At 66.3% G+C, this 18035-nt stretch carries 17 protein-coding genes; 7 read left to right on the top strand and 10 right to left on the bottom strand.

Going from position 1 to position 18035, the window contains the following annotated elements; genetic code table 11:
• Positions 1 to 158 precede the first annotated feature (158 nt).
• Together CupriaWKF_RS11840 and CupriaWKF_RS11835 are read left to right on the top strand one after the other, a co-directional pair.
• Complete coding sequence (locus CupriaWKF_RS11840; protein WP_276098062.1) at positions 159 to 857, top strand: pirin family protein; 699 nt, start codon at positions 159 to 161, stop codon at positions 855 to 857.
• Between the two features lie 227 nt (positions 858 to 1084).
• Positions 1085 to 2080 carry a CobD/CbiB family protein gene (locus CupriaWKF_RS11835; RefSeq protein WP_276098061.1) on the top strand — a complete coding sequence of 332 codons (996 nt, stop codon included), beginning with the start codon at positions 1085 to 1087 and terminating at the stop codon, positions 2078 to 2080.
• 1 nt (position 2081) lies between these two features.
• Here the strand turns inward: CupriaWKF_RS11835 and CupriaWKF_RS11830 are convergent, their stop codons facing one another.
• Genes CupriaWKF_RS11830 through CupriaWKF_RS11820 form a run of 3 tightly spaced genes read right to left on the bottom strand, consistent with a single transcriptional unit; the run spans position 2082 to position 4645 of the window.
• On the bottom strand, positions 2082 to 2387 hold the full coding sequence (locus CupriaWKF_RS11830) for a DUF2007 domain-containing protein (RefSeq protein WP_276098060.1): 306 nt from the start codon (positions 2385 to 2387) through the stop codon (positions 2082 to 2084).
• Positions 2388 to 2429: 42 nt separating this feature from the next.
• On the bottom strand, positions 2430 to 3401 hold the full coding sequence (gene rsgA / locus CupriaWKF_RS11825) for a ribosome small subunit-dependent GTPase A (RefSeq protein ID WP_276098059.1): 972 nt from the start codon (positions 3399 to 3401) through the stop codon (positions 2430 to 2432).
• Positions 3398 to 4645 (bottom strand): M48 family metallopeptidase, encoded by a 1248-nt coding sequence (locus tag CupriaWKF_RS11820; RefSeq protein WP_276098058.1) that lies wholly within the window; start codon positions 4643 to 4645, stop codon positions 3398 to 3400. The genes rsgA and CupriaWKF_RS11820 overlap by 4 nt, the downstream gene beginning before the upstream one ends.
• A gap of 184 nt (positions 4646 to 4829) precedes the next feature.
• Between CupriaWKF_RS11820 and orn the strand changes: the two genes are divergently transcribed.
• Together orn and CupriaWKF_RS11810 are read left to right on the top strand one after the other, a co-directional pair.
• Positions 4830 to 5462 carry an oligoribonuclease gene (orn, locus tag CupriaWKF_RS11815; protein WP_276098057.1) on the top strand — a complete coding sequence of 211 codons (633 nt, stop codon included), beginning with the start codon at positions 4830 to 4832 and terminating at the stop codon, positions 5460 to 5462.
• A gap of 97 nt (positions 5463 to 5559) precedes the next feature.
• Complete coding sequence (locus CupriaWKF_RS11810) at positions 5560 to 6441, top strand: AEC family transporter (protein ID WP_276098056.1); 882 nt, start codon at positions 5560 to 5562, stop codon at positions 6439 to 6441.
• A 45-nt stretch (positions 6442 to 6486) separates the two neighbouring features.
• Here the strand turns inward: CupriaWKF_RS11810 and mog are convergent, their stop codons facing one another.
• Positions 6487 to 7125, bottom strand: a complete 639-nt coding sequence (mog, locus tag CupriaWKF_RS11805; protein ID WP_276098055.1) for a molybdopterin adenylyltransferase — start codon at positions 7123 to 7125, stop codon at positions 6487 to 6489.
• Entirely contained in the window at positions 7122 to 7727 is a 606-nt protein-coding gene (yjgA, locus tag CupriaWKF_RS11800) for a ribosome biogenesis factor YjgA (protein ID WP_276098054.1), read from the bottom strand. Before yjgA ends, mog begins: the two co-directional genes overlap by 4 nt.
• A 57-nt stretch (positions 7728 to 7784) precedes the next feature.
• Here yjgA and pmbA point away from each other — a divergent pair, with 57 nt between their 5' ends.
• The gene (pmbA, locus tag CupriaWKF_RS11795) at positions 7785 to 9152 is read left to right on the top strand and encodes a metalloprotease PmbA (protein ID WP_276100781.1); all 1368 of its coding nucleotides are present in this window, start codon (positions 7785 to 7787) and stop codon (positions 9150 to 9152) included.
• Positions 9153 to 9324: 172 nt separating this feature from the next.
• On the opposite strand, the gene CupriaWKF_RS11790 is transcribed toward pmbA, so the two are convergent.
• From CupriaWKF_RS11790 to CupriaWKF_RS11780, 3 genes are all read right to left on the bottom strand, one after another.
• Positions 9325 to 9825 (bottom strand): dihydrofolate reductase, encoded by a 501-nt coding sequence (locus CupriaWKF_RS11790; protein ID WP_276098053.1) that lies wholly within the window; start codon positions 9823 to 9825, stop codon positions 9325 to 9327.
• Entirely contained in the window at positions 9822 to 10616 is a 795-nt protein-coding gene (locus CupriaWKF_RS11785) for a thymidylate synthase (protein ID WP_276098052.1), read from the bottom strand. Before CupriaWKF_RS11785 ends, CupriaWKF_RS11790 begins: the two co-directional genes overlap by 4 nt.
• A gap of 134 nt (positions 10617 to 10750) precedes the next feature.
• Positions 10751 to 11464 carry a TerC family protein gene (locus tag CupriaWKF_RS11780; RefSeq protein ID WP_276098051.1) on the bottom strand — a complete coding sequence of 238 codons (714 nt, stop codon included), beginning with the start codon at positions 11462 to 11464 and terminating at the stop codon, positions 10751 to 10753.
• Between the two features lie 540 nt (positions 11465 to 12004).
• Between CupriaWKF_RS11780 and egtD the strand changes: the two genes are divergently transcribed.
• Both egtD and CupriaWKF_RS11770 read left to right on the top strand, forming a co-directional pair.
• The gene (gene egtD / locus CupriaWKF_RS11775; RefSeq protein WP_276098050.1) at positions 12005 to 13123 is read left to right on the top strand and encodes an L-histidine N(alpha)-methyltransferase; all 1119 of its coding nucleotides are present in this window, start codon (positions 12005 to 12007) and stop codon (positions 13121 to 13123) included.
• Between the two features lie 83 nt (positions 13124 to 13206).
• Complete coding sequence (locus tag CupriaWKF_RS11770) at positions 13207 to 14463, top strand: SUMF1/EgtB/PvdO family nonheme iron enzyme (protein WP_276098049.1); 1257 nt, start codon at positions 13207 to 13209, stop codon at positions 14461 to 14463.
• 130 nt (positions 14464 to 14593) lie between these two features.
• Here CupriaWKF_RS11770 and CupriaWKF_RS11765 read toward each other — a convergent pair whose 3' ends face one another.
• Positions 14594 to 16474, bottom strand: coding sequence for a DEAD/DEAH box helicase (locus CupriaWKF_RS11765; protein WP_276098048.1), 1881 nt, complete (start codon positions 16472 to 16474; stop codon positions 14594 to 14596).
• A gap of 831 nt (positions 16475 to 17305) precedes the next feature.
• Complete coding sequence (locus CupriaWKF_RS11760; RefSeq protein WP_276098047.1) at positions 17306 to 17530, bottom strand: hypothetical protein; 225 nt, start codon at positions 17528 to 17530, stop codon at positions 17306 to 17308.
• Between the last annotated feature and the right edge of the window lie 505 nt (positions 17531 to 18035).

Raw genomic sequence — 18035 nt, 5'->3', positions numbered from 1 at the left:
TTCGGATATTCAGAAAATCTGAACGAATGCTTCTAAGACGATGCCGTCCAATATACGCCACTGCGCCTAAACTTCCTAGCATCGTAAGCAAACGCCATATCCCACGGCACTATGTTGCAAGGGGAGGGCAAGCCAGGGCCACAAGGAGGGCCATCAAAATGATTGAAATTAGAAGGTCTGAAGAGCGCGGTTACGCGGATCATGGCTGGCTGAAGTCGTATCACTCTTTCTCCTTTGCCGACTACTACGATCCGCAGCACATCCAGTTCGGCCCGCTGCGCGTGATCAATGAGGACCGCGTCGCCCCCGGCATGGGCTTTGGCACCCATGGCCACCGCGACATGGAGATCATCAGCTACGTGCTGGAAGGCGAGCTGGCGCACAAGGACAGCATGGGCAACGGCAGCGTGATTCGCCCGGGCGACGTGCAGCGCATGAGCGCGGGCACCGGCGTGCGGCATTCGGAGTACAACCATGCCGCCCACGACACCACGCACTTCCTGCAGATCTGGATCATGCCGAACCTGACCGGCATCGAGCCGGGTTACGAGGAAAAGCGCTTCGATGCGGCGGACAAGCGTGGCCGGCTGCGCCTGGTTGCAAGTTCGGATGGCGCGGAAGGCTCGGTGCTCGTGCATCAGGACATGCGCCTGTACGCCGGCCTGTTCGACGGTGACGAGTCCGCCACGCTGGCGCTGCAACCCGGACGCCGTGCTTACGTGTATGTGGCGCGTGGCCGGATCGCCATCAATGGCCAGACGCTGGAAACCGGCGACGCGGCCAAGCTGGAGTCCGTGGACGCCCTTGCGCTGACGCAGGGCGAAGGCGCCGAAGTCCTGGTCTTCGACCTGCCCTGAGCCCAGGGCCAGGCTGGTGCGGTGCGTGACGCGCTGCGCCGCCATCCATCACAGCCCGCCGGCCCGTGCCCGCGGGCTGTTTGCCTTTTACGGCGGTACCGTCGTCGGGCATGTACCGCTGTGCTATCTTCTCGCTATGCATTTGCGACCGGCCCGGCACATCGCCGGCAGGTTGCCGCCCCTAGTTTCCGGCCTGGCCGACGCCGGGCCCGTTACCCGGTACCGAGATGACTTTCGTATCCGTTCTCCTGGCGCTGATCGCAGAGCAGTTCCGCGCCCTGGGTCGCAACAACCCGATCCACGAGATCGTGCGTGCGCTGGGTGACCGCGCCGAACACGCGTTCGACACCGGCCGCCCGCGCGACGCCGCGCTCGCGTGGCTCACGGTGGTCCTGCCGCTCACCCTGGCCGTGATGGTGGTTCACTACCTGCTCGCGTCGATCAGCATTGCACTCACGCTCGCGTGGAACGTGCTGGTGCTGTACATGACGCTGGGCTTCCGCCAGTTCAGCCACTATTTCACCGATATCCACGAGGCACTGAACCGCGACGACCTGCTTGCCGCGCGCGCGCTGCTGCACGAATGGACCGGCATCGAGACCATCGAGATGCCGGTGACCGAGATCGTGCGCCATACGCTCGAGGCGGCGATCGTCGCCGTGCACCGTCATGTGTTCGGCGTGTTCTTCTGGTTCCTGGTGCCGATCGGGCCGGGCGGCGTGGTGCTGTACCGCGCGGCGGAATTCCTGGGCCGCCAGTGGAACCTGCCGTCGACCGAGCGCAGCCCGGCGCTCGGCCGCTTCGCTGCACGTGCGTTCTACCTGCTGGACTGGGTGCCGTCGCGGCTGACGGCGATCGGGTTTGCCATCGTGGGCAATTTCGAGGACGCGGTCTACGCGTGGCGCAACCACGCCCGCAAGTGGAACGACGCGGTCAACGGCATCCTGCTCGCAAGCGGTGGCGGGGCGCTCGGCGTGCGCCTGGGCACGCCATTGCCGGAAGACGATTCCAGCGTCGTGCTTCGCACCAGCATGGCGGCGGGCCCCGCGATCGACTACGCGCCTGGCATGGAAAACGACAACGGTCCCGAGCCCGCCGCGCCCGAGTTCGGCGCGGAGCCGGGCGTGCGTACGCTGCAGTCTGCGGTGGGGCTGGTGTGGCGCGCCGTGGTGCTGTGGATGCTGCTGCTGGCGATGCTGTCGCTGGCGCTCTGGGTCGGCTGATCTAATCCCGCGACGCGCCGCAGCGCCAGCAGGCGCCGAACTGCGGCTCATGCCATTCCTGGCAGTGGCGGCACTGCCAGCGCGGGCCCGGCGGCGGTTCCGCCGCCGTCTTCAGCGCGGCCCAGGCCTGCGCCTCCATGTGATCCTCGAGGATCCAGACCTGCGGCGCGCTTTCGCGAAACGGGATTTCGCCGATCGCGCCTGAGAGCCACGTGTTGCGCAGTTCGGCCCGGATACCGGCAGCGCGCAACACGTTGCAGCAGTGCGCCGCGTGCACGATCGAGGTGGCGGACAGCAGCAGTTTCATGGGCAGCGCACCGGCAACGCAGGTGCAGCCACCATACCACGGCTACCAGGGCTTCTGCTGGCTGGATTCGTGCAGGAGCTGCGTGTAGAGCTGGTGGCGGCGCTCCGCAATACCGCCGTTCTCCACCGCGGCCAGCACGCCGCAGCCTGGCTCGTTGACGTGGTGGCAATTGTAGAAGCGGCATTCGGTCAGGCGCGGCCGGAATTCGGGGAAGGCGCGTTCCAGCATGCCTTCGCTCAGGTGGTGCAGGCCGAATTCCTGGAACCCGGGCGAATCGAACAGGCAACCCTCGCGGCCATCCACGTTGCCCCACTCGGGCGGCAGGTGGTACAGGCGCGTGAAGGTCGTGGTGTGCTTGCCGGAATCGAGCTTGGCGGAGATCTCGCGCGTCTGCGCCTCCACGCCCGGGATCAGCAGGTTGAGCAGGGAGGACTTGCCCATGCCCGACTGGCCGATCAGGATGCTGGCGAGCCCCGCGAGACGCGGCTTCAGCGCGGCCAGGGCATTGGCCGGGTCACCGTGCACCGACAGCTCGACCGTGTCATAGCCCAGGTCCCGGTACAGCGCGAGCCGGCGGCGGGATTCGTCGAGGCGGTCGGGCAGGTCGGTCTTGTTGAGCAGGATCAGCGGGCGGATCTCCATGGCCTCGGCCGAGACCAGCGCGCGCCCGAGCAGGTCCTCCGAAAATCCGGGCTCGGTGGCCAGCACGACGACTACCTGGTCGATATTCGCGGCCAGCAGCTTGGACTTGAACTGGTCGGAGCGGTACAGCAGGTTCTTGCGCGGGCTGACGGCCGTGATCACGCACTGGTCGACCGCGGTGCGTTCCACGCTGACATGGTCGCCCACCGCGGTGTCGCTCTTCTTGCCGCGCGGGAAGGCGTGCATGTGCGTGCCGTCGGCCAGCTCGACCACATAGTGGCGGCCATGCGCGGCGATGACCAGGGCGCCTTCGGCGGTCTTGCCGGTGCCGGAATTACCGCCGGCGGTACGGTGACGGCTGGTGCGGCTCATGCGTGCGCCAGCAGCCGGTCGATCCGCTGCGCGGCGGGCGGGTGCGAATAGTAGAACGCGCTGTAGAGCGGGTCGGGGGTCAGCGTGGAGGCATTGTCCTTGTACAGCTTGACCAGTGCCGAGACCAGGTGGCCGGCGTTGGTCTGGTCCGCGGCAAAGGCATCGGCCTCGAATTCGTGCCGGCGCGACGACTGGCTGGACAGCGGGCCCAGCAGGAACGTGAAGACCGGCAGCGTCAGGAAGAACAGCACCAGCGCCAGCGCGCTGTTGGAAACGCCCAGGTTCGGCACCACGCCCAGCCCCGTATAGAACCATGTACGCGTCGACAGCCAGCCCAGCAGCGCCAGGAAGACCAGGCTCAGCGCAAAGGTCACGGCGATGCGCTTGGCCACGTGGCGGCGCTTGAAGTGGCCGAGTTCGTGGGCCAGCACCGCCTCGATCTCGTCGCCCGACAGGCGCGCCAGCAGCGTGTCGAAGAAGACGATGCGCTTGGCCGCGCCAAAGCCGGTGAAATAGGCATTGCCATGCGCGCTGCGCTTGCTGCCGTCCATCACGAACAGGCCCTTGCTGGCAAAACCGCATTTCTGCATCAGCGCCTCGATGCGCTGGCGCAGGGACTCATCGTCGAGCGGCTCGAACTTGTTGAACAGCGGCGCGATGAAGGTGGGGAACACCACCAGCAGCAGCAGGTTGAAGGCCATCCATACCAGCCAGGTCCAGACCCACCACAGGCTGCCGGCGCGGTCCATCAGCCAGAGCACCGCGAGCAGCAGCGGCAGGCCGAGCACGCAGGCGACCAGCAGCATCTTGACCATGTCGGCCAGCCACAGGCCCACGGTCATCTTGTTGAAGCCGAAGCGCTCCTCGATGCCGAACTGCCCGTACAGCGTGAAGGGAAGCTCCGCCAGCCCGCCGATCAGCGCCACGCTTGCGATCAGCGCCACCCCGTAGGCGTAGCCCGGGCCGAACAGGTCGAGCCAGAACTGGTTCAGCCACTGCAGGCCGCCCAGCATGGTGAAGCCGATCAGCACCGCGGCGCCGGCCAGAACCTCGAGCATCGAAAGCCGCGTGCGGGCGATGGTGTAGTCGGCGGCCTTCTGGTGGGAAGACAGGGCAATGGTGTCGGCAAAGCGGGGCGGCACGGCGTTGCGGTGCTGGCCAACATGGCGGACCTGGCGGGCCGCCAGCCACAGCTTGGTCAGTACCATGGCGACCAGCGCGGCGAGGAAGATGAGCGTGAACATCGGCAAGAGCCTTGTCGGCGAAGGCAGCGATGGCCATATGTGGCCGACGCTGCGCAGGTTATCCGCGTGGGTGGCGCAGGTGCGCTGCGACGGACACGGCGGACGGATATGCGAGAATTATAAGTTGTTCGCGCGCGCGGGACTTCCGCGGCGCTTTTCCCTACCGCCAGACACCGCAGTCCAGATGACAAGCCAAGCCGCCGCCAAATCCGTCAAGAGTGAAAACAACCTGATCTGGTTGGACATGGAAATGACCGGCCTGTCGCCGGAAACCGATCGCATCATCGAGGTCGCGATCGTGGTGACCGATTCCGAACTCAATATCCTGGCCGAGGGTCCGGTGCTGGTGATCCACCAGTCCGACGCCGTGCTCGACGGCATGGACAACTGGAACAAGGGCACCCACGGCCGCTCGGGCCTGATCGACAAGGTCAAGGCTTCTACGCTCACCGAAGAGCAGGCCGAGGCCGAGCTGCTGGCCTTCCTCAAGCGCTGGGTGCCGGCCAGCAAGTCGCCGATGTGCGGCAACTCGATCTGCCAGGATCGTCGCTTCATGGCGCGCTACATGCCCAAGCTGGAGGCGTTCTTCCACTACCGCAACCTGGACGTGTCGACGCTCAAGGAGCTGTGCAAGCGCTGGGAGCCGGCCATTCACAAGGGCTTCGTCAAGCGCCAGCTGCATACGGCGCTGGCCGATATCCTGGAGTCGGTCGAGGAGCTGCGCTACTACCGCACGCACTTCATTCGTCATACGCCTGCTGCGGCCACTGCCGCTGCGGCGCCCGCCACGCCGGGCGCTGACGCTGCCACGCAATAATGAAGAACCGGCGGACCGGCCGTTGGCCGGTCACGCCGCCCGCCTGCGCCACGCCGGCAGCCGCTCTCCGCTCTCTGCTCGCCGTTCCTCCCGATCCATGTTTGCCCGCATCATCTCCATCATCACGCCGGTCATCCTGATCATCCTGGTGGGGTGGCTATACGGGCGCAAGGCGCACCCGGACATGGCGGGCATCAACCGTGCGACGCTGGACGTGATCGCGCCGCTGCTGGTGGTGTCGGCCTTCGTCAGCAAGGACTTCGTGCTGGCCGACCAGCTCGTGCTGCTTGCGTGCGCGATCGCGGTGGTGATTGGTTCCGGCATGCTCGCGTGGATCGCGGCGCGCGCGCTGCGCGTCGATCCGCGTACCTTCGTGCCGCCGATGATGTTCAACAACTGCGGCAACATGGGGCTGCCGCTGTCGGTCTTTGCCTTCGGGCCGGCGGGCCTGGCGCCCGCGGTGGCGTTGTTCGCGGCATCGAACCTGATGCATTTCACGATCGGCATGAAGATCGTCAACCGCCATGCTTCGATCGCGCAGATCGCGCGCAATCCGATGGTGCTGGCTACCGTGGCCGGGGTCGCGCTGTCGCTGGCCAAGCCGTGGTTCGCGTTGCCGGAGCCGGTCTACCAGTCCATCAAGCTGCTTGGCGATGCCACCGTCCCGCTGATGCTGTTCGCGCTCGGCGTGCGCATGAAGGACGTGAGCCTGCGCAACTGGGGCATGGGCATCGTGGGGGCCGTGGCATGTCCGCTCACGGGCGTCGCCGTGGCGCTGCCGCTCGCGCACTGGGTGCCGCTGACCGAGCTGCAGCGCGGACTGCTCTTTGTCTTCGCCGCGCTGCCGCCGGCGGTACTGAACTTCCTGGTGGCCGACCACTTCCGGCAGGAGCCGGACCAGGTGGCGTCGATTGTCCTGCTCGGCAATATCGGCGCCGTGCTGTTCGTGCCGGTGGGGCTCTACCTGGGGCTGCGCTGAGCCCCGGCGGTGCCGGCGCTCAGTATTGCCGCTCAGTACCGCCGCTCAGGCGGCAGGCTTACTGCGGATCGCGTGCTTGGGCCGCCAGGCCTTGACCACGCTCTCGTCGGTCTCGACGTAGGGGCCGCCGATCAGGTCGATGCAATAGGGCACTGCGGCAAAGATGCCCTGGACGACCGGCTTGCCGGCATCGTCGCGCAGGCCTTCCAGCGTTTCGCGGATGGCGCGCGGCTGGCCGGGCAGGTTGATGATCAGCGCCGCGCGGCTCGCCGTTTCGCGGATCACCGCCACCTGGCGCGACAGGATCGCGGTCGGCACGAACTGCAGGCTGACCTGGCGCATCTGCTCGCCGAAGCCGGGCATTTCCTTGGTGGCCACTGCCAGCGTAGCTTCGGGCGTGACATCGCGGCGCGCGGGCCCGGTGCCGCCGGTGGTCAGGACCAGGTCGCAGCCGGCCACGTCGACCAGGTCGATCAGCGTGCGCGAGATCAGCGCTTGCTCATCCGGGATCAGCCGCTCGACGCCCTGCCAGGGCGTGGTCAGCGTGCGGCCAAGCCATTCGCGCAGGGTCGGGATGCCTTCGTCCTGATAGGTCCCCGCCGAAGCGCGGTCGGAAATGGAGACAAAACCCACCACCAGCTCATCGGGGTGGTTGCGGGCGATCGGCTGCGTGGTCTGCGTCATGCGTCGGGCTCCGGAGTAGGGGGTTGCTCGCTTGCTGCTGCCGCGTCCTTTGCGTCCAGCGCGGTCTTGATGGCCTGGAACAGTTCGCGGAAGTAGCGCGGGGGCTTGCCCTGCTCCTTTTCCTTGCGGGCGTTGCGGATGATGTTGCGCACTGTCTGCACGTCCATGCCGGGATGCTCGCCCAGGAAGCGGGTCAGCGCGGCATCGTCGGCCAGCAGCAGCTCGCGCCAGCGCTCGATCAGGTGCATGCGCGCGGTCTCGGCCTTGCTGGTGCCCTTGAAGCCTTCGAGTGCGGCGCGGATGGCCTCCACTTCATCGTCTTCCAGGCCGCGCATGATCTTGCCCACGAATTGCATCTGCCGCCGCTTGCCTTCATGGCTGGTGATGCGGCGCGCCTCGTGGATGGCGTCGGCCAGGGCTTCGGGCATCGGCACGCGTGCCAGGCGGTCCTTGGGCAGGGCTTCGAGTTCAGCGCCAACGGCCTGCAGGGCGGTCATGTCGCGTTTCTTCTGCGACTTGCTTTTGGGCTCGTCCATATCGGGTTCCGGCGCAAAGGCGCCAGGAAAGCGGGAGCCGGGGGAGTTACGGGAATTTCGCGTCATGGACGGCATTTTATCTTGCTATGATTCCCGCTTGGACTTTAGATGACACCGCCCAGCATGGACCCCATCGCCGAACAGACCGCGCATTTCACCTATACCCAGGCCCAGCTCAGCGAGATGGCGGCAGATGTGCTGCGTGTGGCACGCGAGCTCGGCGCGACCGACGCCGCGACCGAGATCTCGGAGGGCAGCGGCCTGTCGGTGTCGGTGCGCAAGGGCCAGGTGGAGACCATCGAGCAGAATCGCGACAAGGTGGTCGGCGTGACGGTCCTGATCGGCAAGCGCCGCGGCAATGCCAGCACCTCCGACTTCTCGCCGGCCGCGCTGCGCGCCACGGCCGAGGCGGCCTACAACATCGCCCGCTTCACCGCCGAGGACGACTGCGCCGGCCTGGCCGAGGAAGAACTGCTCGAACGCGAGCCGCGCGACCTGGACCTGTTCCACCCCTGGACGATCGATGCCGAAGGCGCCATCGACATCGCGCGCCGCGCCGAAGCGGCCGCGCTGGCGGTGTCTCCGCGCATCAAGAACAGCGATGGCGCGAGCGTATCGGCGCAGCATTCGCAGTTCGTGCTGGCCACCACGCGTGGCTTCACTGGCGGCTATCCGTATTCGCGCCACTTCATTTCCTGCGCGCCGATCGCAGGCTCCGGCAGCGGCATGCAGCGCGACGACTGGTACTCGTCCAAGCGTTCGCCGCTGGCGCTGGCCGCGCCGGAAGACATCGGCCGCTATGCCGCCGAACGCGCGCTGGCCCGCCTCAACGCGCGCAAGCTGTCGACGCGCCGCTGCCCCGTGCTGTTCGAGGCACCGCTGGCCGCCGGCCTGCTCGGCGCCTTCGTGCAGGCGGTCTCGGGCGGCGCGCTGTATCGCAAGTCCACCTTCCTGCATGACTCGCTGGGCAGGGCGGTGTTCGCCCCGCATATCCAGATCCATGAGCGGCCGCACGTACCCGGCGCCATGGGCAGCGCGCCGTTCGACGAAGAGGGCGTGCGCACCCGCGAGCGCGACGTGGTGCGCGACGGCGTGGTCGAGGGTTACTTCCTCTCGACCTACTCGGCGCGCAAGCTCGGGATGCAGACCACCGGCAACGCCGGCGGCTCGCACAACCTGACGCTGAGCAGCAGTCTGGCGACGGCCAGCGACGATTTCCCCGGCATGCTGAAGAAGCTCGGCACTGGCCTGCTCGTGACGGAACTGATGGGGCAGGGTGTTAATTACGTGACCGGCGACTACTCGCGCGGCGCCTCGGGCTACTGGGTGGAGAACGGCGAGATCCAGTATCCGGTTGAAGAGATCACCATTGCCGGCAACATGGCGGAGATGTTCCGCCAGATCGTTGCCATCGGCTCGGATTCGCTGGTGCGCGGGACCAAGGAGACGGGGTCGATTCTGATCGAACAGATGACGATCGCGGGCAATTGACGGAACGTCGCATCTGAACGAAAAAGGTCGCCTGAAAATCAGGCGGTTTTTTTTGGGGGGTTGTGATTGGGTTGTCGGGCTTGGCAGGCACTGCTGTTTCGCCGGCGTAGCCGGCGAGTCACTTTTTGTCCGAGCGACAAAAAGTAACCAAAAAGCGTGGCTGACCGACCGATCACTCTTCCCCCGAAGGCGGCCGATCATAAGTCACAAACGCGTAGTCGAAGCCATTCGCTTCCGAATGATGCGTTTCCCGCGACGTCTCAATCCACTGCGTCCGGTCGATGGCGGGAAAGAACGCATCGCCCTCGATATCGGCATCGATCTCCGTCACCACAAGCCGGTCCGCGCTGGGCAGCGCTTCGGCATAGAGCTGTGCGCCGCCGATCAGGAACACCTGCTCGGCTCCGATGCAGAGCAATTGCGCGTCTTCGAGCGAGCCGGCCACTTCCGCGCCTTCCAGTTTCAGTGCGGTATTGCGGCTCACCACGATATTGCGGCGCCCCGGCAGCGGCCGGCCGATCGAGTCCCAGGTCTTGCGACCCATGATGATCGGCGCGCCCATGGTGGTGCGCTTGAAATGCGCCAGGTCTTCCGGCAGGCGCCACGGCAGCGTGTTGTTGCGGCCGATGGTGCCGTTGCGGGCGCGGGCGACGACAAGGGTCAGCAATGTCATACAGCCACCGGTGCCTTGATGGCGGGATGCGACTGGTAGCCGACCAGCTCGAAGTCTTCGTAGCGATAGTCGAAGATGCTGTCCGGCTTGCGCACGATCTTCAGCGTCGGCAGCGCCAGCGGCTCGCGCGAAAGCTGCGTCTGCACCTGTTCGTAGTGGTTGCTGTAGATATGGCAGTCGCCGCCGGTCCAGATGAAGTCGCCGACCTCCAGCCCGGTCTGCTGCGCGATCATGTGCGTCAGCAGCGCGTAGCTCGCGATATTGAACGGCACGCCGAGGAAGATGTCGGCGCTGCGCTGGTAGAGCTGGCACGACAGGCGCCCATCGGCCACGTAGAACTGGAAGAACGCATGGCACGGCGGCAGCTTCATGCGCGGGATATCGGCCACGTTCCAGGCCGAGACGATCAGGCGGCGCGAGTCCGGGTTGGCGCGGATCTGGTTCAGCAGGTCGGTGATCTGGTCGATGTGGCGGCCGTCCGGCGTGGGCCACGAGCGCCACTGCGAGCCGTAGACCGGGCCCAGTTCGCCGTTTTCGTCAGCCCATTCGTCCCAGATCGAGACCCCGTTCTCCTGCAGCCAGCGCACATTGGTCGAGCCCTGCAGGAACCATAGCAGTTCCAGGATGATCGACTTCAGGTGCAGCTTCTTGGTGGTGACCACGGGGAAGCCGTCGCGCAGGTCGAAGCGCATCTGGTAGCCGAACACCGAGCGCGTGCCGGTGCCGGTGCGGTCGGCCTTTTCGGTGCCATGCTCGTACACATGGCGCATGAAGTCGAGATACTGTTTCATCGGCGCGGGGCGGGATGGGAAGTGACGCGGGCACGGGCCCGCAAACCACGCATTTTAAAGCAAGAAGGGCCACCCCTTCGGGTGGCCCTTGCGGCAGGGTGGCCAGGGCCGCTTCCCTGGCGTGGCGGCAGGCCTTAGTGGCTGCCGGCCGGTTGCTGCGCCTGGTGTTGCCCGCGGCGCTTCTGCACCAGGTAGCCGGCGCCCAGCACGCCACCGATGACCAGCGCGTACAGGCCCCAGCTGACCACCGGGTTGGCTTCGAAGAACGCCTTGACCAGCGGTTCGTGCACGATCATCTTCGCGGCCGTGAAGGCCAGCACGCCGGCGCCGGCGTAGATGATCGCCGGGAAGCGCGACATCAGCTTGAGCACCAGGCTCGAGCCCCACACCACGATCGGGATGCTGATCAGCAGGCCCAGCACCACCAGCAGGAAGCTGCCGTGCGCGGCGCCAGCCACGGCCAGCACGTTGTCCACGCCCATCACCGCGTCGGCGATGATGATGGTCTTCATCGCGCCCCACAGCGTCGAAGCGCCCGCGCCATGCTCGTCGCCGTCGCCCTCATCGGACAGCAGCTTGTAGGCGATCCACACCAGCGCAAGGCCGCCGACCAGCAGCAGGCCCGGGATCTTGAGCAGCCAGACCACGCCGATCGTCATGGCCGAGCGCACCACCACGGCACCGACGGTACCCCAGACGATGGCCTTCTTTTGCAGGTGCTGCGGCAGGTTGCGCGCCGCCAGGGCAATCACGATGGCATTGTCGCCGGCCAGCACCAGGTCAATGACGACGATGGACAGCAGTGCCGTCAGGAACTGCATCGTGAACAGATCGGTAAACCACTCCATGAACTCTCCTCAAGTGCGAATAGCCGCAAACGCGCGTTTGGTTCGCCTGGAGTCATGGAGTGAGACGGGGGACCGGGAGTCGCCTTTGCAAACCATGATTCCAGGTTGCAAAGGTCTTGCTCGACGTCTGGCGCGGTCTGCGCACCAGTGTCAGCACAACCGGAGACGTCAGTCTCGGAATGACGATTGTGCTAAGGGCATGGCCCCGGAGCTACTCCCCTTTGAAGGGACGCGGACCAGAGTGCATCCGCGTTGGGCCGGATTATAAACGAATTGTTGCGTTGTGGCGGCATTGGGAAAGATACGGAGGCGAACTGCCTCGGTCTCGTACCGCACCCGATGTTGCCTCCGATTTGCGCTGCCATTTTTGCAACGCAGCAACCGCAATCGCCGCGGGGCACCTATGCTTGAAGATCGGCTTTCGGCCGATGCGTCCCGGACAGGACAGCGGCGCATCCCGGATCCGGCGCGCCCACGCATGTCAGGGTGCGTCCGCCTTGAGGGATAAGAAGTGGACCCACGACCACACAAGGAAACGTCATGCCGGCTGTCCCGACCCAGCTTAATCGTTCCCGCTCCACCGACCCATCCGGCCTCGGCCATCGCAACGCCAACGATGCACAAGACGCCAGGAGTACAGGCGTCGCGGACGATGGCTCCCCCTCGCTGGTGAGCGTGGCCAACGGCCATGTGTCCAGGGCCATACCGCCGCAGCCCGAGTTCATCCAGCAGTACCACGAAGACAGCGGCGCCCTGCGCGGGCAGATACTGGCCGGCCTGCGCCAGTCCGAAGCGAGCATCAGCCCGAAATTCTTCTACGACGTGCTGGGCTCGCGCCTGTTCGAGGCGATCACCGACCTGCCCGAGTACTACCCGACGCGTACCGAGGCGTCGATTTTCGCCAGCGCCGCGCCCGCCATTGCCGCGCGCGCGGGCAGCGGCTGCGTGCTGATCGACCTGGGCGCGGGCAACTGCGAGAAGGCCGCGCGGCTGTTCGGCAGCCTGAGGCCGGCGCAGTACGTGGCGCTCGACATCTCGGTGGAATTCCTGCGCGGCACCTTGTCGTGCCTGCAGCAGCAGCATCCGGACATCCCCATGCTCGGGCTCGGCGCGGACCTGTGCGGCAGCTTCGACCTGCCTCGCAACGTCAGGCGCGGCAAGCGGCTGTTTTTCTATCCGGGCTCGAGCATCGGCAATTTCTCGCCCATGGACGCGCTGGCGCTGCTGCAGCGGCTGCGTGGCGCGGCAGGGCGTGGCGACGGCGTACTGATCGGCGTGGACCTGGTCAAGGACGAAGCCACGCTGGTCGCCGCGTATGACGATGCGCTGGGTGTCACGGCTGCCTTCAACCGCAACGTGCTGCGCAATGTGAACCGCATCGTCGAGACCGATTTCGACGTCGACGACTGGCGCCATGCCGCGAGCTTCGACCGCGAGGCGTCGCGCATCCAGATGCACCTGCAGGCGTGCCGGCCGGTGCGGGTGCGCTGGGACGGCGGCGAGCGCAGGTTCGGCGAAGGCGAGCGCATCCACACCGAGGATTCCTACAAATACCGGCCCGGCGATTTCGCCATGCTGCTTGAGGCCGCCGGCTTCGACGATCCGGTGTACTGGACCGACCCGCTGGGCTGGTTCGCGGTGTTCCACGCGCGCGCCTGAAGCGTCTCCCGTCCGGTGTCATAATGGCCGCTGCCATGGCGGGCGGCCGCCCGTCTTCGTCCTTCCCGAACGGATGTCAACCGATGAGCGGCTTCACCATGCTTCCCGATCTCTACTTCAGTGGCGGCCAGGCTGGCTGGTCCGATGCCCGTCGCCTGCCACGCGAAGGGCTGGCCCAGGCGCTGGTCGACGCGCGCAGCCGGACCCTGGCCTGGCTGGCCGCTTTTGGCCAGACCCGCAAGGGTTGGGATGTGCCGCGGCAGTACGACGCCAGCCCGCCGCTGTGGACGCTGGGGTATATCGCCTGGCACGCCGAATGGTGGTGCCTGCGCGGCGTGCGGCAGCTCGACCGTGGCGGCGTGCCGGTGCCCGTGGCCAGCGAGCCGTCGCGGCTCGATGGTGCCGACGAATGGTTCGACCCTGACCGCATCGGCATGGATGAACGCTGGGAAATCGTCCTGCCCGACGTGGCCGTGATCAAGCAATATGCCTCCGATGTGCTCGATGGCCTGCTGCGCCGCCTGGCCTTGTTGCCTGACGATGGCGACCTGACGCTCTATCCGTTTCGCCGCGCGCTGTTCCAGGAAGATGCGCAGGCCGAGAATCTCGCGGCATTGTTGCAGGCGCTTGGCCTGGCACCGGCCGCGCCGGTTGCGCCAGGACCCGGCATGTCGGTCGCGCATGCCGGCACGCTGCATTTCCCCGGCGGCCGCTTCACGCAGGGCTGGTCGGATCCGGATGGCTATGCGCAGCCGGACGAACTGCCGCCGCAGCCCACTTATGTGCCGGCATTCGAGATCGACGCCGCACTGGTCAGCAACGCGCAGTTCCTGGAGTTCGTCGAGGACGGCGGCTATGAGAACCCGGCCTGGTGGTCGGCCGCTGGCCGGCAGTGGCTGATGACGCAGGAGCGCTCGGCACCTCGCTACTGGTCGCGGCACCCGGAATCGCGCAACTGGATGGTGGAGCGCTTCGGTACGCTGCGCACCCTCAACCCCGACGAGGCCGTGCGCCACGTCTCGCTTTATGAAGCCCAGGCTTGGTGCGGGTGGGCTGGCCGCCGCCTACCCATGGAAGCGGAGTGGGAGCTTGCAGCGCTGCAGAACCGCGGGTTGCAGTGGGGCATGTTGCGCGAGTGGACGGCGTCTCCGTACGAGCCGTATGCGGGGTTTGTCGCGTCGCCGTCGGACCAGGAGCTGGTGGCGCGCTTCGGCACGCACCAGACGGTGCGAGGCACGACCTTTGTCAGTTCGTCGCGGCAGCGGCACGTGCGGGCCCGATGGGCTTTGCTGCCGGAGGAGGATTTTGTGTTTGTGGGGTTTCGGACGTGCGCGATGTAAGAGGGGGGGGCGAGGGCGCCTCGTGCTGCGCCTGCCCTGCGCGATGAGCGCATCCATCAGGCGAAAAAAGAAGAGCACCCCGCGGGGTGCTCTTCTTCATGATGCCAGCGCGCGTGGCGCCGTGGATGTCTTATCGCTCGTAGCGCGAGCGGCTGTTGCGCTGACCACCGAAGCCGCCTTCGCGGTTGCCGAAGCTGCGGCCGCCATCACGGGCGCCACGGTCGCCGAAGCTGCGGTTTTCGCCGCCGAACTTGCGATCACCAAAGCTGCGGTCGCCGAAGTTGCGATCACCGAAATTGCGCTCGCCGCCACGGTAGCCGCCACCTTCGCGGTTGCCGAAACCACGGTTGTCGTCACCGAAGGTGCGCCCGCCTTCCTGGCCGCCGCGGTTGCCGAAGCCGCGGTTTTCGCCGCCGAACTTGCGTTCGCCGAAATTGCGATCACCAAAGTTGCGCTCGCCGCGGTCGCTGAAATTGCGCTCGCCGCCACGGTAGCCGCCTTCACGGTTGCCGCCGCCTTCCTGGCCGCCACGATTGCCGAAGCCACGGTTTTCGCCGCTGAACTTGCGTTCGCCAAAGCTGCGGTCACCGAAGCTGCGCTCGCCGCCGCGATAGCCGCCGCCATTGCCGCGGCCGCCACCCGGCTTGCCGCCGAAGTTCGAACGCGGCTTGGGCGAACGGCGCGGCTCCAGCCCTTCGATCACCGACGCGTCGATGCGATGGTTGGTGAAGCGCTCGATGCGGCGCCACTGGAACATATCGCCGTGGTTGACCAGGTTGATGGCGATGCCCGAGCGGCCGGCACGGCCGGTACGGCCGATACGGTGCACGTAGTCCTCGGCCTGCTTGGGCAGGTCGAAGTTCACCACGTGGGTGATGTCGGGCACGTCGATGCCGCGCGCGGCCACGTCGGTGGCCACCAGCACGCGCAGGTTGCCACGGCGCAGCGCGGTCAGGGTGCGGTTGCGCGCGCCCTGGGTCATGTCGCCGTGCAGGGCACCGGCGGCAAAGCCGGTGTCGGACAGGCGCTCGGCCAGCGAGTCGGCGTCACGCTTGGTTGCCGTGAACACGATGGCCTGCTTGAGCGTGGCATCGCGCAGCAGGTGGTCGAGCAGGCGCTCCTTGTGCGACATGTCGTCGGTGAAGTGCAGGCGCTGTTCGATATGGCTCTGGTCGGCGCGGGCCGCGGCGATCTCGATGCGCTGCGGATCCTTGAGCTGGCGCGAAGCCAGTTGCGCGATGCGGGCGTCCAGCGTGGCCGAGAACATCAGGGTCTGGCGGCTGGCCGGCGTGGCGTCGACGATAGCGTCGATGTCATCGGCAAAGCCCATGTCCAGCATGCGGTCGGCTTCGTCGAACACCAGCATGTCGAGTGCCGACAGGTCGATGCGGCCGGCGGTGATATGGTCAAGCAGGCGGCCCGGCGTGGCGACCAGGATGTCCGGCATCTTGGACAGCATGGCGAGCTGCTTCGGGTAGGGCATGCCGCCCAGGATGCTGGCGCAGACGATGCGGCGCATGTTGCGGCCATACTTGGCGGCGGCTTCGGTCACCTGCAGCGCCAGTTCGCGCGTGGGCGTCAGCACCAGCAGCGAAGGCTGTGCCGGGGACGGACGGGGACGCTTGCCCTTCATGCGCTTGGCGGGTTCGGTCGGGCGGTTCGGCGCCGGCTTTTCGCTGATGCGCTGGATGGCGGGCAGCATGAACGCCGCCGTCTTGCCCGAGCCGGTCTGGCTCGACACCAGCAGGTCGCGGCCAGCCAGGAAGGCGGGAATGGCCTGCGCCTGGACGGGCGTCGGGTTGTTGTAGTTCAGTTCGGAGAGTGCGCGCAGGATGGCCGCATCCAGGCCAAGCGCGGCAAAACCGTTCTCCGCTGCGTCGGCGCTGGTCGTTTCTTCCGGGCCATTGAGCATGGCGTCGAGCTTGTCGAGCGGGCTTTGGGCGGCGGAAGTGATCGAAGCGTCGGTAGCGGAGGCAATAGCTTGCTCCGCACGAGTGTCGTGCTGGGTCATGTCGTAATGATCAAAAATGCATGGCACCCCTGCAACGCAAACGAAATAGGGGTGGGCGCAGTGCAAAGTCTTTAAAAAGGCTTCGGCGCCAATCGGTGAGGCCGTTACGACAGACTCAGCTGACAGTACGGCGGCAGGCAGGGTGTCGGCAGGCGCTAGGCCAGCCGCGGGTCCCTGGCAGGCAAACAGCTCAGTTCAGGCTGTTCAACAGGATCGGAGACGAGGCTACGTCGGTGAGCGGTGCGTTCTGTCGGCTACTGAATCAAGGCAAAAGCCACGTTCGGCAGCGGGAAAACAGAGCTTGGGAGGGCAGCGGATTCGCCTTGGCGGGATGTGCCTGGCGGGTGGCGGAACTCACAGTTGCGAAACTCACGGCGCGGATTATAGCAGAACCCGGAAAATTTGTTGCGCTGCGAAAAAGTAACCAGATATGTCCGCCGAGGGGCACATGGCACACCAGCGCTGGCACTCACTCACGTGCGGTGCCAATTCCGGGTTGAAAGCAGGAGGGACCGCCCTATACTCAAGGCGCGAGCAACAGATGATTGCTCGTACGGGGCGGACAATAAAGTTCCCGTATTGGCATCCTACAGCGATACTGAATCACTGCTCGCTGTGAGCAGTGCGGTCATTGTCGTCACTGCCAGAATTCCTGCGAACCTCCGGGTGGTCCGGTGGGGCGTCCGCGTCATGGGCGGAATCATGGGAAGCCTGCTCGACAAGGAATGACCGCACGGCTGATGGCGTTGACCCAGGAAGTCCGGGGCCGTCCGCAACCAGCCCGCCAGGCCATGGCGGGCTTTTCTTTGTCCGGCGTGCGCTGAGGCTCTGTCACTTGCGCGGCAGCTTGCCCTCGATACGCTCCAGCGGACGGACGTGCGGATTCGCCGGCCAGCCTGGCGGATACGAAACCAGGCGCGACGGCCCGCGTTGCCGCAGACCCAGCCAGATGCGCCCGCTTGCGCCGCCGCTGCGGCTGCCGCCGAGGATGGCGGTCATGGCCTCCCGGTCCAGGTCGATGTTCTCGGTCAGGTCCTTGATGACGATCACTGCCATGGCTTTCTCCGGTCGTGCGGCGCCGCGTCCGCGCGGGGACGGCGCCGCTTCAGTATAGGCGTGCGGTCCGATGCGCAAGCAGGCCGCGCCGCCGCCTGTCGCGCAGAGACTGGGCCACCGTTTGCGCAGGGCAATGTCGAGGCACGCACGGTTCGCGCGACACATTCGGGGTGACGTCTAGCTGTCCCCCGGAAGGCTGAAAGAAGCAGGAGTCGCGCCAGGCTTCCGACCGTCCGCGTTCGGACTCGCCAGGCGCCAGGCATAGGGCGGGTTTGCGGGATGAAAGTGCATTGTGCGCGGCAAGGTTGCCCGTGCCAGACCGGGGGCAGGATGGCGGGTATTCGCCAACACTTCGAGGTTCGCTGTTGGCTGCCCACCGACAGCGGTTTTCGCTGATGTGACCCGTGCATGCGCAAGGGAGCAGAAGCTCTGCTGCGCCGCCCACGCGCGGTTTGCGGATGCCAAGAGTGCGCACTAGTATCCATCGTGGATGGTGCGCTTGCGC

This window comes from Cupriavidus sp. WKF15, assembly GCF_029278605.1.
Lineage (GTDB): Bacteria > Pseudomonadota > Gammaproteobacteria > Burkholderiales > Burkholderiaceae > Cupriavidus.
This window is presented reverse-complemented; position numbering and strand designations above follow the sequence as displayed.